Origin of the sequence: Roseivivax sediminis, from assembly GCF_900112685.1 — a bacterium.
Taxonomy (GTDB): domain Bacteria; phylum Pseudomonadota; class Alphaproteobacteria; order Rhodobacterales; family Rhodobacteraceae; genus Roseivivax; species Roseivivax sediminis.
The window spans coordinates 1-15,429 of record NZ_FOMS01000019.1 but is presented as its reverse complement, the minus strand read 5'-3'; the positions used below and the strand labels follow the sequence as shown (position 1 = coordinate 15,429).

The window sequence follows — 15,429 nt, the reverse complement described above, 5'->3', positions numbered from 1 at the left end:
CGCTGGGGGTCACCATGGCGGGCTTGTAAAGCCGCTGTATGTCGCGTGAATGACAGCTTCCGCGCCGGCGCTCACGTCATGCGTGTGCTTCGTGGTGCAGCCTCACCTGCGCCTGAGCGTGTCGCCGTATTCGATACGGGGCGACAGTTCCACGACCGGGGCGACCGGCGCGGCCGGGTCGGCGACGCGGGCGGCGATGATCTGCGCGGCGCGGCGGCCGATCTCCGTGCGGCAGGCGTCCATCGTCGCCAGCCGGCGCGGTAATCCGTCCAGAAGCTCCACGCCGTTGAACCCGGCTAGCCCGATCTGGCCTGGCACGGCGATGCCGCGGTCGAGCAGGTGCAGCAGCCCCCCGGCCCCAATCATGTCGTTGGAATAATAGAGGAAGTCGAGTTCCGGCGTCCGCTCCAGCATCGCTGCCGTCATCTCCCGGCCTTTGGCGAGCGCGGAACCACCGGAATAGAATTCGCGGTCCATGATCTCGATGCCCGACTTGGCGAGCTGTTCGGTGAAGCCCTCGAACCGCTTCCGGGCGCGGTGGTCGCGCGGCATCTTGGTGCCCATGAAGCCGATGTTGGTGTAGCCCGCCTTGACGATGGCACGCGCCATTTCGCGCCCCGCGCGGCGGTGCGAGATGCCGACGGCGCAATCGACGGGATGGCCGTCGGTGTCCATGATCTCCACCACAGGGATGCCGGAGGCCTTGAGCATCGCGCGGCTGGCGTCGGAATGCTCGAGCCCGGCGATAATCACCCCCGAGGGGCGCCACGAGAGCATCTCGTAGAGGACCTTGTCCTCCTTCTCGGGCAGGTAATCGGTAACGCCGACCACGGGCTGCAGTTCTGTTTCTTCCAGTTCCTGGCTGATGCCGGACATGACCTCGGGAAAGACCATGTTGCGCAGGGAGGGGATGATGACGGCGACGAGGTTGACCCGCTGGCTGGCGAGCGCGCCCGCGATCTTGTTGGGCACGTAGCCAAGCGTCTTGGCGGCTTCGAGTACCTTCTCGCGCGTGGCCTGCGAGACGTCACCCCGGTTCCGCAGAACCCGGCTCACCGTCATTTCTGACACGCCCGAGGCTTCGGAAACGTCGCGCAGTGTCAGCGGGCGGTGATCGGTGGGGGGCAAGGCGCGGCGCTCCGTGATGGATGATAATCGAATCGTAGCGCGAACGCCGTCAGAGAGACAAGGGCGGTGGGGCGGCGCCGTGGTTTGACACGCGTGCGGCGCCGGTTCTCCTGCCCCCGCCAGCCGGTTTCCGTTCGCGCCGTAACGCTGCAAAGCACCCTTGCGCCGATCGGGCGGGCGCTTGATCCAGGGACGGGCAATCTGCCCATCGCCGCGCCGCCGCCTGGCTCAGCCCATTGCGCCGCTCACCAGTTCCGGCAGGCGCGTCGCGGGCGGTGTGTTGCGCGACCGCGCCGTGCGCGGCACGCCGTCGATCACTGTCATCCCGACGCCGGGCAAGTTGCCGAGCGCAATGGACTCGAGAATGTCCTTGCCGGGCGCATGCTGCGCCTGGTCGAGAAGGACGAGATCCGCGGACCGCCCCACCTCGATGATGCCGCAATCGAGCTCGCGCCGCCGCGCCGTGTTGCCTGTCCCGAAACAGAGCGCCAGTTCCGCCGGCACGTTGCCGAGTGCCGAGAGCATCGCGATCATCCGCAGGATTCCCAGCGGCTGCACGCCCGACCCCGCCGGCCCGTCCGTGCCGAGGATGATCTGGTCGAGCTTGCCGAGCTCGCGCGCCGTGTTCAGCGTCAGGAGCGCCGCGCGCTCGTTGCCGTTGTGCACGATCTCCAGCGCCGCAGTGCAGTTCTCGCACAGGCAGGTGATCTGGTCGTCGGGCAGCGCCGAATGCCCGCCGTTGATATGGCCCACCACGTCCGTCCCGGTCTCGAGCACCATGTCGGCGTCGATCAGGCCCGAGCCGGGGATCGACGGCCCGCCGGTATGGATCGTCGACTGGATGCCGTGCTTGCGCGCCCAGCCGACCATGTCCTTCGCGGTCTTGCCGTCCTTGACCGACCCCAGGCCGACCTCGCCCATCAATGTCACGCCCGCAGCGGCGAGGTCGATGAAGTCCTGCTCTTCCATCCCGTGTTCGATGACCGGCGCGCCGGCATGGACCTTCACGCCCGAGGGGCGGAAATTGTCGTACCAGCGCTGCGCGGCGATCGACATCGCCTTCAGCCCGACGATGTCCTTGGGCCGGCCCGGCATGTGGACCTCCCCGGCCGAGATCATCGTGGTCACGCCGCCGTGCAGCGTCGAATCGATCCAGTGCATCTGGTGCTGGCGCGGCGTGTAATCCCCGACCACGGGGTGTACGTGGCTGTCGATCAGCCCTGGCGCCAGGGTTACGCCGTGGGCGTCGATCACGTGCGTCGCGCCTTCGGGATCGAGGTCGGCTTCCTTCCCGATTCCGGTGATCCGGCCGCCCTCGGCCACCAGGGTGTCGGCGTCGAGTATCGGCTCCTCCATCCGTCCGGACAGCATAAGTCCGACATTGCGGACCACCAGTTTCTGCGCTCGTTCGTCCATGATCGACCCCATCTCGTTTCGTTTGAACGCTAACAGCATCGCGCGACCGATCAAGCCATGAGCAGGCCGCGCTGCCCTCTCGCCTCCGATCGTGGTTTTGAATTGACAGCCCGGGGGGGTGCACCGCTTTATTGGTATGCAAACGAGTTCAGCGATCTCGGGGATGGCATGGAATATATCGCGCCCACACGGCTCGACGATGCGCTCGCCGCGCGGCGGGCCGGTGCGTCGATCGTCGCCGGGGGGACCGACTGGTTCCCGGCCAAGGGCGAGGCGCCGTTCTCGGGTACGCTCCTGGACATCACCCGGATCGAGGGGCTACGCGGGATCACCACGGACGCGGCCGGCATCCGCATCGGCGCCGCGACCACGTGGTCGGAGGTGATCCGCGCCGACCTGCCGTCCGCCTTCGACGGCTTGAAAGCCGCCGCGCGAGAAATCGGCGCGGTGCAGATCCAGAACGCCGGGACAGTCGCGGGCAACCTCTGCAACGCCTCGCCCGCCGCCGACGGCATTCCACCGCTGCTCGCCCTCGACGCTACGGTGGAGTTGGCCGGCCCCGAAGGCACCCGGCGCCTGACGCTGCCCGATTTCGTAACCGGGGTGCGGCGGACCGCGCTCGAAGCGGGAGAGATCGTCACGGCGATCCACGTGCCAACGCCGGAGGCCGCGGTCCGTTCCGCCTTCGTCAAGCTGGGTGCGCGGCGCTACCTGGTGATCTCCATCGTCATGGTCGCGGTGCAGCTGTCGCTTCGTGCCGGACGCGTCCACGACGTTCGCATCGCCGTCGGCGCCGCCTCTCCGGTGGCGCGGCGCCTGCAGGAGCTTGAGGCGGCGCTGGAGGGCCTCGCCCTCGCCGACCTGCCAGTCGCGATCACGCCGGACCGGATCGCCGGCCTCGCCCCGATCGACGACATCCGCGCGGACGCCGCCTATCGCCGCGAAGCGGTGCCGGAGGCGATCCGCCGCGCGCTCCAACTTGCCGGAGGGGACTGATGGACCAGCACGCCGCCGCCACGCCGACGCAATTCCTGCTGAATGGAACCGAGGTCAAGGCCGCCCCGCGCATCGGGGAGCGCCTGTCGGAGATGCTGCGGGAGCGGCTCGGCGCGCGCGACGTGAAGATCGGTTGCAATGCCGGCGATTGCGGCGCGTGCACAGTGCTGGTGGACGACGAGGCGCTTTGCGCCTGCCTGATGCCGGCACAGGCCGCAGCCGGGCGTCGGGTCGACACGCTCTCCGGCCTCGTCGCGCAGGACCCGGACGCGCAACGCCTCGCCGAGAGCTTCCAGCACCATCAGGCGGCGCAATGCGGGATCTGCACGCCGGGCATGATGGTCTCGGCGGTGGCCCTGCTGCGCGAGGTGCCGCAGCCGTCCGAGGGCGAGGTGGCGGACGCGCTTGGCGGTGTTCTCTGCCGCTGCACCGGCTACCGGTCGATCCTGCGCGCGGTGCAGATGGCCCATGCCGCGGACACCCTGGCCCCGGCGCCGCAGGATCTGGGCGCGCCCGCCCGCCGCCTCGACGGCCGCGCCAAGGTCACGGGGACCGAGCGCTTCGGCGACGATGTCGCACCCGAAGGCGCACTCGTCGCCCGGGTCCTGCGCAGCCCGCATCACCGCGCGCGCTTCACCTTCGGCGATCTGGACGCCTTCGTCGCTGCCACGCCGGGCCTTGCGGCGATCCTCACCGCCGCGGACGTGCCGGGCGAGAACCGCTTCGGCGTCATCCCCGGCTTCGAGGATCAGCCCGTCTTCGCGGAAGGCGAGACGCGCTTTCGCGGCGAGGCCGTCGCCTGCCTCGTCGGCGAGGCCGAAGCGATGGCGCGGCTCGACCTCTCCGCGGTGCCGGTCGACTGGACCCCGCTCGAGGCGCACCTATCGCCCGCCGCCGCGCAGGAAGAGGGCGCCGCGCAGCTTCACGACACCCGCGCCGGCAACGTCATGTGTGAGGGCCGCGTGCGCTGCGGCGACGCCGAGGCCGGCCTCGCCCGCGCCGCCGCGACCGCCGAGGCGGAGATCGAGACCGCCTTCGTCGAACACGCCTACATAGAGCCCGAGGCCGGCTATGCGGAGATGGTGGAGGGGCGCCTCCACGTTCACGTCACCACGCAGGCCCCGGCGATGAACGCCGACGGCCTCTCCCGCGTCCTCGGCCTGCCGCGCGCGTCGATCCGCATCGCGCCCACTGCGGTGGGCGGCGGCTTCGGCTCCAAGCTCGATCTGTCGCTGCACCCCTACATCGCACTTGCCGCGATGAAGACCGGCCGGCCCGTGCGCCTGTGCTACAGCCGCACCGAATCCATCGCCACGACCACCAAGCGGCACCCGGCCTCGATCCGCGTGCGCGTCGGCGCGGACGATAGCGGCAGGCTCACCGGCATGATCTTCGAGGGCACCTTCGACACCGGCGCCTACGCCAGCTGGGGGCCGACCGTGGCGAACCGCGTGCCGATCCACGCCTCCGGCCCCTACCATGTGCGCGACTACACCGCCCGCAGCCGCGCGGTGCACACCCATGCCGCCCCCTCGGGTGCCTTCCGGGGCTTCGGCGTGCCGCAATCGGCGGTGGCGCAGGAACTCGCCTTTGACCGTCTCGCCGACGCGCTGGGCCAGGACGCGCTGGACTTCCGCCTGCTGAACGCGCTCCGCGACGGTCAGCCCACGGTCTGTGGCCAGGTCTTCGACAGCGGTACAGGCATCACCGCCTGCCTCGAGGCACTGCGCCCGGCCTGGACCGACGCGCTGCGGACCACGGCGGCGTTCAACGACGCCGGCGGGCGCCTCCGCCGCGGCGTCGGCATCGCGGCGGGCTGGTACGGCTGCGGCAATACCTCGCTGCCCAACCCGTCGACCGTGAAGGCGGGGATCGACCGCGAGGGCCGCGTGGTCCTGCACCAGGGCGCGATGGATATCGGGCAGGGGTCGAATACCGTAATCGCGCAGATCTTCGCGCGCGCGCTCGGCGTGCCCGCCTCCGAACTCGTCCTTGTCGGCCCCGACACCGACGTCACCCCCGATGCGGGCAAGACCTCCGCCTCGCGCCAGACCTTCGTGACCGGCAACGCCGCGAAACGCGCGGGCGAGGCGCTGCGCGCCGCCATCCTGCGCACCGCCAATGCCGGCCCCGAGGCGGCGGTCACGCTTTCCGGCGGCACGATCCACGTGGAGGATGGCGGCCGCGTCCACCGCCTCGATCCTGCGCAGCTCGCTCCCGATGCCGAAGGCTACGTGCTGCGCGCGCAAGAAAGCTACGACCCGCCGACCGAACCGCTCGACGCCGACGGCCAGGGCGTGCCCTACGCGCAGTTCGGTTACGCCGCGCACCTCGCGGTGGTGGAGGTCGACATCCCCCTCGGCCGCGTGCGCCCCCTGCGCATCGTCGCCGCCCACGACGTCGGCCGCGCGATCAACCCGCTCTTGGTCGAAGGGCAGATCCACGGGGGCGTCGCCCAGGGCCTCGGCATGGCGCTGATGGAGGAATTCGTGCCCGGCCGGACGGAGAACCTGCACGACTACCTCATCCCCACCATCGGCGACGTGCCGGAGATCGAAAGCCACATCCTCGAGATTCCCGACCCCCACGGACCCTACGGCGCCAAGGGCCTCGGAGAGCATGCGCTGATCCCGACCGCGCCGGCGATCCTCGGCGCCGTGCGCCGCGCCACCGGGGCCGAGGTCACGCGCCTGCCGCTCACGCCAGCCCGCCTGCGCGCCGCCCTGCGCGAGGCCGGCCATGCCTGACCGCACCCTTCCCATGCGCAGCTCTGCCGCGGCGCCGGTCCCGATGCAGCGTCTTCCCGCTTCATCTGGCCTGGAAATTCCCCCGCCGGAGGTTCCCGCATCCTCCGCCCTTGCCGCCGCCGGGGCGGAGGCGCCACCGTCTCACCGGCCGAGGACCTGACCGCCGATGCCCGATAGCAACCGCACCCCCCCGGACGAGAAGATCCGCTGCGATGCCTGCCCGGTGATGTGTTACATCGCCGACGGCCGCTCGGGCGCCTGCGACCGCTACGCCAATCACGGCGGCACGCTGGTGCGGCTCGATCCGCTCACGGTGATCGAGCGCGGCGCGCCCGCCGTCGCCTTCCTCGACACCGAAAGCTCCGCGCAGGACTGGGACGGCGACGTGTTCCAGGGCGGGCGCAGCTTCCTCACAGCGGTCGGTGCCGGCACCACCTATCCCGACTACAAGCCCGCCCCCTTCATCGTCAGCCAGGAGGTCGAGGGCGTCGACATGGTCACCGTGGTGACCGAGGGGATCTTCTCCTATTGCGGCGTGAAGGTGAAGATCGACACCGACCGCCATATCGGAGAGGAACGCCAGCCGGTCCGCGTGAACGGCGAGATGATCGGCCACGTGATGACCGCCGAATACGGCTCCAAGATGCTGTCGCTCGGCGGCGTCGAGCACCTCACTGGCGGATCGAAGGCCGAGGGGCGGGCGACCTGCGAGGCGCTCCTGGCGCTATGCAACCGCGAGGCGGTGGAGATGAGCGTCGACGGCGGCGCGACTATCGTGGTGCAGGCCGGTCGCGCGCCGATCATCGACGGGGTGCCCGAGCGGCTGATGCGGGTCGGCTGCGGTTCTGCGACGATCGGCATGTTCGCGCGGCAATGGCACGGCCATGCCGACGAGGTCGTGGTGGTCGACGACCACATCACTGGCGTCCTGACCGAACACGAGGCGGGCAAGGGGCTGGAGATGACGCCCTCCGGCATCCGCGTGAAGGGCCGCAAATCCACACCCGGGCGCTATTTTCAGGTGGCCAATCCCGGCACCGGCTGGGGCGGCACGGACGTACAGGACCCGCTGTCGATCCTCAAGCCGGCCGATCCCAAGCGTGCCTGGCCGGGATTGCGCCTGCTGATGATCTCCACCACCGGCGAGCAGTCGGCGTTCTACGTATTGGACGACGGTCTTGTCCCGCAGCCCGCGCCGATGCCCGAGGCGCTGGCGGCGGTAGCCGAGCGCATCGCGGAGAATTGCGAGCCCTCGCTCTGCTCCGTCCTTTTCATGGGCGGCGCCGGCGGGTCCCTGCGCGCCGGCGTGACCGAGAACCCGGTGCGGCTCACCCGGTCGGTGAAGGACGCGCTGACGCATGTCTCGTGCGGCGGGGCGGAGGCCTATGTCTGGCCCGGCGGCGGCATCACCGTCATGGTCGACGTGATGGACATGCCCACGGACAGTTTCGGATCGGTCCCGACCCCGGCGCTGGTCGCGCCCATCGAGTTCACGCTCCGGCGCGAGGATTACGGCACGCTCGGCGGCCATATCGACCATATCCGTCCCGTCGGCGCCGTCGACCGGGCGGACCTGCGCCGCCTGCCGCCGGTGGAGGGTGAGCCCGACCCGGCCGACCGCGAGAATTTCCGCTGGTGGAAGGGTGCGGGGCGGTGAGGCCGGCCGCCGCGCTCCTGCCAGGTGGTCGGCTGCATCTGCAGCACGGGCCGATCGACCTCGTCATCGGCGCCGACGGCGACCGCGCCGCCGCCTTCGCCGCCGCCCGCGCGCGATTCGAGACGGTGCTGTCCGAACTCGTGGAAGAGCTGGATCTGCTGCGGCGGCCGGTGGGCTCCGCCGTGGGTGCCACGGGCGAAACCGCCCGCCGCATGACCGAAGCGACCGCGCCCCATGCCGACGGGCTGACCTCGCCTATGGCGGCGGTGGCGGGCGCGGTGGCCGAAACGGTGCTGGCGGCGATGACCCGTGCTGCGCCGCTGTCCCGCGCCTACGTGAACAATGGCGGTGACATCGCGCTGCACCTCGCGCCGGGCACGTCCTATACGCTCGCCGTCGCGACGCCGGACGGACGCGCGCTCGGCACGGTGCGGATAGATGCTGTGGACAAGGTGCGCGGCATCGCCACCAGCGGGCAGGGCGGGCGCAGCCTGTCGCTCGGCATCGCCGAGGCGGTCACCGTCCTCGCGCAGACCGCGGCCGCCGCCGATGTCGCTGCCACCCGCATCGCCAACGCCGTGGACCTGCCCGGCCATCCGGCCATTCGCCGCGCCCCGGCAGACACCTTGCGCGACGACAGCGACCTAGGTGCAACTCCGGTGGTCACTCATGTAGGCGCGCTCTCCGGCGCCGAGGTTGCGCGCGCGCTGGACGCCGGCCGCGCGGTCGCCGAGGACATGCGCCGCGCCGGCCTGATCGAAGGCGCGGCGCTCTTCCTGCGCGGCGAGGCCGCATCGGTCGGCCCCGCGCGCCTCATTCCCGAAAGGATCCCGCTGCATGCCTGACGTGATCGTCCGCAAGACCGTGATCTTCACCGAAGAGGTGCGCCATGAATACGGTCCGCCGCCCGAGGTACCGCCCCTGCGCGGCGCCATCCTGTCGGTGATCGAGAACCCGTTCGCGGGCGGCTACGCCGAGGACATCCAGCCCTTCATGGAGGATCTCAAGCCCCTCGGCGTGGAGATGGCGGAACGTCTGGCCGCGACGCTCGGCGGAGCGGACGCGATCGAGGGCTACGGCAAGGGCGCCATCGTCGGCGAGGCCGGGGAGGTCGAGCACGGCGCGCTCTGGCACGCGCCGGGCGGCTACGCGATGCGCGAGGCGCTGGGCGGGGCCAGGGCGATCGTGCCGTCGACCAAGAAGGTCGGCGGGCAGGGCGCGCGGCTCGACGTGCCGGTCACACACCGGGAGGCGTCCTACGTGCGCTCGCATTTCGACGCGATCGAGGTCGGGCTGCCGGACGCACCGCGCGCCGGCGAGATGGTGGTGGTTCTGGTGATGACCACCGGCCCGCGGGTGCACGCGCGGGCCGGCGGGCTCGCCGTGTCCGATATCGAGGGAAAGGACGGTCTGAGATGAGCGCGGATATTCGCAAGATCGCGGTCTGGGTGGAGGAAACGCACCGCGAGGCCGGGCGCGGGATCGCGCCGCCCACGCGCAAGGCGGTGGCAGCGGCGGTGATCGCCAACCCCTTTGCCGGGCGTTACGAGGACGACCTCGGCCCGCTGATGGAGATCGGCGCGGAGCTGGGCGGCCTTCTCGGGGAGCGTTGCGTGGCCGCGCTGGGGGTCGCCCCGGCGGACGCCGAAAGCTACGGCAAGGCGGCGATGGTCGGCGAGAACGGCGAGTTGGAGCATGCCGCCGCGATCCTGCACCCCAAGCTGGGCGCGCCTTTGCGCGCGGCGGTGGAGAAGGGGGCCGCGTTGGTGCCGTCGTCCAAGAAGATGGGCGGGCCGGGGCAGGCGCTCGACGTGCCGCTGGGGCACAAGGATGCCGCCTATGTCCGCTCGCATTTCGACGGGATCGAGGTGCGCCTGCCGGATGCGCCGCGCGCGAACGAGATCCTGGTGGCGGTCGCGGTGACCGACAGCGGGCGGCCGCTGCCGCGTGTCGGCGGACTCGAGGCGAAGGACGCCAAGGGCGAGGACGGCTTGCGCTGAGGGCCGACCCCGACGCGGCGGCCGCGGAAAGAGCGTGCGCGGGTCGGGTCGACGCTTGGGTGGGTGCGGGCGCTCAGGTCGAGGCGCGGTGCACGATCTCGAAGCCTAGGTCGATGACCGGCCCGGCTGCGCCTGCATGTTCGAGCCGGGCGAGGAGCGCACCCGCCGCATCCTTGCCGAGGCGTGTGCGGTCGACGCGGACCGAGGTCAGCGCCGGATCGAGATCCTGCGCAAAGTCCTGGTCGCCGAAGCCGATGAGGGCGAGGTCGCCGGGAATGTCCATCCCGCGACTGCGCGCCTCGATCATCACACCGTGGGCGAGCAGGTCGGAACTGCAGAAGACTACGCTGCAGGACGGGGACGGGCGATCCAGAAGCGCGGCGAGGGCACGCCGTCCGGCGCCGATCGAAGCGGGGCCGCCGACGTCGACATCCTCGACCCGGCGGCCCCCGCGCGCGGCGAACCGCTCCGAGAAGGTGCGCTGGCGGCGGTGCGCGCGCTCGTCCGATGCCGTCACCGTCGCCGCCGTATCATGGCCGAACTCTCGCGCGAAATCGGCCACGGCGCGCCCGGCTTCGGCATGGTTGAAGCCGACGCAAAGGTCGATGGGGCTGTCGCTGAGATCCCAGACCTCCACCACCGGGATACCGGCGCCAAGCAGCAGGCGCCGCGCCATGGCGCTGTGATGGATGCCGGTCAGCAGCATCGCATCGGGCCGCCGTGACAGGTGGGTGGAGATCAGCGCCTCTTCCTCAGCCGGGTCGAAGCCGGTCTCCGACAGCAGGATCTGGTAGCCGCGCGCGCGCATCCGATCCGAGAACGTGGTCACGAACGACGAATAGACGATGTTGGTCAGCGACGGCACCAGTGCGGTGACGAGCTTCGACCGGCTGGAGGCCAGCGCCCCGGCGATGGCGTTGGGCACGAAGCCCGTCACCTCGATCGCCTCGCGGATTCGGCGCAGCGTTTCGGGCGATACCTTGGACGGGTCCGACAGCGCGCGCGACACGGTGACCTGGCTCACCCCCGCCATGCGGCCGACGGTGGCCATCGTTACGCGCCTGCCGGCGCCTGTCGCGGCGTCGTCCTTTTCTCTCATGCGGGGCATTTGTCCGTTCCCGCTCGTGGGTCGCAATAGCGCGATGTGTCACGTGGTCTCGCGCGTGGCCTTCCTGCTGCGGGTCAGGAAGATCGAACCCTGGGGGCGCATCTACAGTACCGCTGCAATCCGGTTCTTGGTGACGAAGATGGCCCGGCCGCCGATGCCTTCCGGGTTCCTGACGAAGTGAGGTACGGCCGACGGCCCAGGATGAAGCCGATCATGTACGGCGCGATTTCCGGTCCCATCTTGCCCACGACCCAGCCGAACAGCCCGGAGATCCGCGGCGCCCAGACATCGAACACGGTGTCGTAATTGGTCTAGTTGGCAGCGGTCACGTAAATCACCAGGATGACCGGAAAGAGGATGTGTTTGGGCGCGGTCACGGCCATTTCGCAGCAGCGGATCTCGGATACCTAATCACCGGCATCACCGGGATGGCCAAGATTGGCGCGTTCCAATTATCGGAAGCGTTGCCGGATTCGGAGGTGATGAGTGGCGACCGCTCCCACTTGCCGAGAAGCACGCCGCTCATGCTCCGGCCGTTGGGCACGTCGGGCTCCGCCTCATCGGATATCGGGGCGGGGCCGAAGAAACCGATCAGCACCGGCAATAGACAAAAAAGCCGCGGTCCGATTTCTGGCCGTGGCGGCCCTAAGATGCTCGATGCGACTGGCTTCGGACTTTTTAGTGTGCGAATACATTTATGAGCGCGCATTTGGATCGAAATTTTCGGAAGATTTTAAAGGAATTGTATTGGGATAAGGCAATTTTCCTCTGCGTTGACAGTTTCCCATGAATGCGCATACACGTTGCTGGAATTACGAAAGGCGACGCCGGCATGACCGATCTGAAACGCAAGACACCGGAGGATCTGCGCTCTGCACGATGGTTCGGGCCGGACGATCTGCGCAGCTTCGGGCACCGCTCGCGCATGATGCAGCTCGGCTATGCCGAGGAGGAGTTCCGCGGCCGCCCGATCATCGGCGTGCTCGACACCTGGTCGGAGCTCAACTCCTGCCACAGCCACTTTCCCGAGCGGGTGAAGGACGTCAAACGCGGCGTGCAGATGGCCGGCGGCTTCCCGGTGCAGATGCCCGCGCTCAGCGTGGATGAAAGCTTCACCAAGCCGACCTCCATGCTCTACCGCAACCTCCTGGCGATGGAGACCGAAGAGATCATCCGCTCCCACCCTCTCGACGGGGTGGTGCTGATGGGCGGCTGCGACAAGACCACGCCGGGGCTGGTGATGGGGGCGATCAGCGCCGGTATCCCGTTCATCTACCTGCCCGCCGGGCCGATGCTGCGCGGGCATTATGCGGGCAAGATCCTCGGCTCGGGCTCCGACGCCTGGAAATACTGGGACGAACGCCGCGCGGGCAATATCTCGGACAAGGAATGGCTCGGCGTGCAGGGCGGCATCGCCCGGTCGGCCGGCACCTGCATGACCATGGGCACGGCCTCCACCATGACGGCGATCACCGACGCGCTGGGGCTCACGCTGCCCGGCGCCTCGTCAATCCCCGCGGCCGATTCGGGTCACCAGCGCATGGGCTCGGCCTGCGGCCGCCGCATCGTGGACATGGTGTGGGAGGATCTGACCCCCGACCGGATCATTACCGACGCCTCGGTGAAGAACGCCGCCATCGTGGCGATGGCCACCGGCTGTTCGACCAACGCGGTCGTGCATCTTATCGCCATGGCGCGGCGGGCGGGCGTGGACCTGACGCTCGACGACATGGACGCGCTGGGGCGGACGACACCGCTCGTCGCCAATGTCCGGCCCTCGGGCAAGGACTACCTGATGGAGGATTTCTTCTACGCCGGCGGCCTGCGCGCGCTGATGAAGCAGATGGAAGACAGGCTCGATACCTCTTGCCTGACCGTCACCGGCACGTCGCTGGGCGAGAACCTCGAGGGCGCGGAGGTCTACAACGACGACGTGATCCGGCCGCTGTCGAACCCGGTCTACCACGAAGGGTCCCTGGCGGTGCTGCGCGGCAATCTCTGCCCCGACGGGGCGGTGATCAAACCGGCGGCCTGCGATCCCAAATATTACAACCACGAAGGCCCGGCGATCGTCTTCGACTCCTATCCCGAGATGAAGAAGGCGGTAGACGATCCCGACCTCGACATCACGCCCGACCACGTGATGGTGCTGCGAAATGCCGGGCCGCAGGGCGGGCCGGGCTTTCCCGAATGGGGGATGCTGCCGATCCCTACGGCGCTGGTGAAGCAGGGCCACCGCGACATGCTGCGGATCTCGGACGCGCGGATGTCAGGGACCTCCTACGGCGCCTGCGTGCTGCACGTCGCCCCCGAAAGCTTCGTCGGCGGGCCACTCGCGCTTCTCAAGACCGGCGACATCGTCCGGCTCGACCTCGCGGGCCGGCGCCTCGACATGCTTGTGGACGACGAGGAGATCGCGCGCCGCCGCGCCGCCTGGACCCCGCCTGAGCCGCGGTTCCAGCGCGGCTGGGGCTGGATGTTCTCCAAGCACGTGGGTCAGGCCGACACCGGCTGCGACTTCGACTACCTGCAGCAGAGCTTCGGCGACGCGGCGGGCGAGCCCGACATCTTCTGAAGCGGAGGCCGCATGGCACTCGATCTCGATACCGCTCTCCGGGGCATCTCTGGCATCCTCGTGACACCCTACGACGACGCGGGCGACATCGCGCCGGCAAAGCTGGCGCCGATCCTCGATCGCGCGCTCGGCGCGGGCATGCACATGCCCGTGGTCAACGGCAATACGGGTGAGTTCTACGCGCTCACCACCGAAGAGGCGTGCACGATGGTGCGCGAGGTCGCCGGGCTCGTGGACGGCCGCGCGCCGCTTCTGGCCGGCGTGGGGCGCGGCATCCGCGACGCCTGCGCGCTGGCCGAAGCCTCGGCCGAGGCGGGCGCGGCGGCGCTGATGGTCCACCAGCCGCCCGATCCCTTCGTCAGCCCGCGCGGCACCGTCGATTACGTCCGCGCGGTGTCCGAGGCCTCTGGCGGGCTGCCGATCATGCTCTACCTGCGCAACGATGCGATCGGCATCGACGGGATCCGCGCGCTCTGCGCGGTGCCCGGCGTGAAAGGGGTGAAGTGGGCCACGCCCAATCCGCTCAAGCTGGCGGCGGCCATCGCCGCCTGCGATCCGGACATCGTCTGGGTGGCGGGGCTTGCCGAAGTCTGGGCGCCGCCGCTCTACGCGGTCGGCGCGCGGGGCTTCACCTCCGGTCTCATCAACCTCTGGCCGGAGCGGTCCATGGCGATCCACGCGGCGCTGGCGGCGGGCGACTACGAGGAAGCGAGCCGCCTGATCGCAGAGATGCGCGCCTTCGAGGACATACGGGCAGAGGAACTGAACGGCACCAACGTCACGGGCGTCAAGGCGGCGCTGCAGGCGACCGGTCACGATTGCGGTCCGACACGACCGCCGAGCGCCTGGCCGCTCACGGAAACGCAACAGGCGCAGATGCGCGACTTCCTGCGCGCCAATGGCCTGATTTGAAACGGATGAAAGGACGGATCATGCTCGACGAGACTTTCACCCCGCACGGCCAACACCTGATCGCGGGTGCCTGGGTTGCGGGCGAGACGACGTTCCGCTCGGAGCCGGCGCACGGCACGGCGCACGACTACTCGGTGGGCACGCCGGCGCTGGTGGACCGCGCCTGCGAAGCCGCCGAGGAGGCGTTCGCCAGCTACGGCCAGTCGAGCCGCGAGGACCGCGCCGCGTTCCTCGACGCCATCGCCGAGGAGATGGAGGCGCGGGTCGACGCGATCACCGAGATCGCCATGTCCGAGACCGGCCTGCCCGAGCCGCGCATCCGCTCGGTGGAGCTGCCGCGCACCGCCAACCAGCTGCGGCTGTTCGCGAAACACATCCGCGACGGCGCCTATCTCGACCGGCGTCACGACGCGGCCATGCCGGACCGCCAGCCGATGCCGCGCCCGGACCTCAAGATGGTGCAGCGCCCGATCGGGCCGGTCGCCGTCTTCGGCGCCTCGAACTTCCCGCTGGCCTTCTCGACCGCGGGCGGGGACACCGCCTCGGCGCTCGCCGCCGGCTGCCCGGTCGTCGTCAAGGGCCACGGCGCCCATCCCGGCACGTCCGAGATCGTCGCCGAGGCGATCAAGGCCGCGGTGGAGCGCTGCGGCATGCCGGCGGGCGTCTTCTCCCTCGTGCAGGGCGGCAAGCGCGATGTCGGCCAGGCGCTGGTGCAGCATCCGCTGATCAAGGCGGTGGGCTTCACCGGCTCGCTCGGCGGCGGGCGCGCGCTGTTCGACCTCTGCGCGCAGCGGCCGGAGCCGATCCCGTTCTACGGCGAGCTCGGCTCGGTCAACCCGATGTTCCTTTTGCCCGAGGCGGTCAAGGCGCGCGGCGCCGAGATCGGCAAG

The 15,429-nt window shown here is 69.9% G+C and carries 12 protein-coding genes; 9 read left to right on the top strand and 3 right to left on the bottom strand.

Features of this window, described 5'->3' with window-relative positions; translation table 11 throughout:
* Positions 1-102: 102 nt before the first annotated feature.
* Together F3H57_RS20525 and F3H57_RS20520 are read right to left on the bottom strand one after the other, a co-directional pair.
* Entirely contained in the window at positions 103-1,128 is a 1,026-nt protein-coding gene (locus F3H57_RS20525) for a LacI family DNA-binding transcriptional regulator (protein WP_149758582.1), read from the bottom strand.
* A gap of 228 nt (positions 1,129-1,356) precedes the next feature.
* Positions 1,357-2,544, bottom strand: a complete 1,188-nt coding sequence (locus F3H57_RS20520; RefSeq protein WP_149758580.1) for an amidohydrolase family protein — start codon at positions 2,542-2,544, stop codon at positions 1,357-1,359.
* Positions 2,545-2,712: 168 nt separating this feature from the next.
* On the opposite strand from F3H57_RS20520, the gene F3H57_RS20515 reads away from it, so the two are divergent.
* The 6 genes from F3H57_RS20515 to F3H57_RS20490 all read left to right on the top strand — a co-directional run bounded on the left by F3H57_RS20515 (position 2,713) and on the right by F3H57_RS20490 (position 9,944).
* On the top strand, positions 2,713-3,540 hold the full coding sequence (locus F3H57_RS20515; RefSeq protein WP_149758578.1) for an FAD binding domain-containing protein: 828 nt from the start codon (positions 2,713-2,715) through the stop codon (positions 3,538-3,540).
* The gene (locus F3H57_RS20510) at positions 3,540-6,287 is read left to right on the top strand and encodes a molybdopterin-dependent oxidoreductase (protein WP_149758576.1); all 2,748 of its coding nucleotides are present in this window, start codon (positions 3,540-3,542) and stop codon (positions 6,285-6,287) included. The genes F3H57_RS20515 and F3H57_RS20510 overlap by 1 nt, the downstream gene beginning before the upstream one ends.
* Positions 6,288-6,453: 166 nt before the next feature.
* A complete protein-coding gene (locus tag F3H57_RS20505) occupies positions 6,454-7,944 on the top strand; it encodes a 6-hydroxynicotinate reductase (protein WP_149758574.1) in 1,491 nt (496 codons plus the stop codon).
* Positions 7,941-8,789, top strand: coding sequence for a UPF0280 family protein (locus F3H57_RS20500; RefSeq protein WP_149758572.1), 849 nt, complete (start codon positions 7,941-7,943; stop codon positions 8,787-8,789). The genes F3H57_RS20505 and F3H57_RS20500 overlap by 4 nt, the downstream gene beginning before the upstream one ends.
* The gene (locus tag F3H57_RS20495; RefSeq protein WP_149758570.1) at positions 8,782-9,363 is read left to right on the top strand and encodes an amino acid synthesis family protein; all 582 of its coding nucleotides are present in this window, start codon (positions 8,782-8,784) and stop codon (positions 9,361-9,363) included. The genes F3H57_RS20500 and F3H57_RS20495 overlap by 8 nt, the downstream gene beginning before the upstream one ends.
* Positions 9,360-9,944, top strand: a complete 585-nt coding sequence (locus tag F3H57_RS20490; protein ID WP_149758568.1) for an amino acid synthesis family protein — start codon at positions 9,360-9,362, stop codon at positions 9,942-9,944. Before F3H57_RS20495 ends, F3H57_RS20490 begins: the two co-directional genes overlap by 4 nt.
* Positions 9,945-10,017: 73 nt before the next feature.
* Here F3H57_RS20490 and F3H57_RS20485 read toward each other — a convergent pair whose 3' ends face one another.
* Positions 10,018-11,052, bottom strand: coding sequence for a LacI family DNA-binding transcriptional regulator (locus F3H57_RS20485; RefSeq protein ID WP_223163177.1), 1,035 nt, complete (start codon positions 11,050-11,052; stop codon positions 10,018-10,020).
* 832 nt (positions 11,053-11,884) lie between these two features.
* Between F3H57_RS20485 and araD the strand changes: the two genes are divergently transcribed.
* The 3 genes from araD to F3H57_RS20470 form a co-directional block, all read left to right on the top strand.
* Positions 11,885-13,627, top strand: a complete 1,743-nt coding sequence (gene araD, locus F3H57_RS20480; RefSeq protein WP_149758566.1) for an L-arabinonate dehydratase — start codon at positions 11,885-11,887, stop codon at positions 13,625-13,627.
* 12 nt (positions 13,628-13,639) lie between these two features.
* Positions 13,640-14,539, top strand: a complete 900-nt coding sequence (locus tag F3H57_RS20475; protein WP_149758564.1) for a dihydrodipicolinate synthase family protein — start codon at positions 13,640-13,642, stop codon at positions 14,537-14,539.
* A 20-nt stretch (positions 14,540-14,559) separates the two neighbouring features.
* Positions 14,560-15,429, top strand: an 870-nt coding sequence (locus F3H57_RS20470) for an aldehyde dehydrogenase family protein (protein WP_149758562.1), incomplete at its 3' end; no start/stop codon positions are given.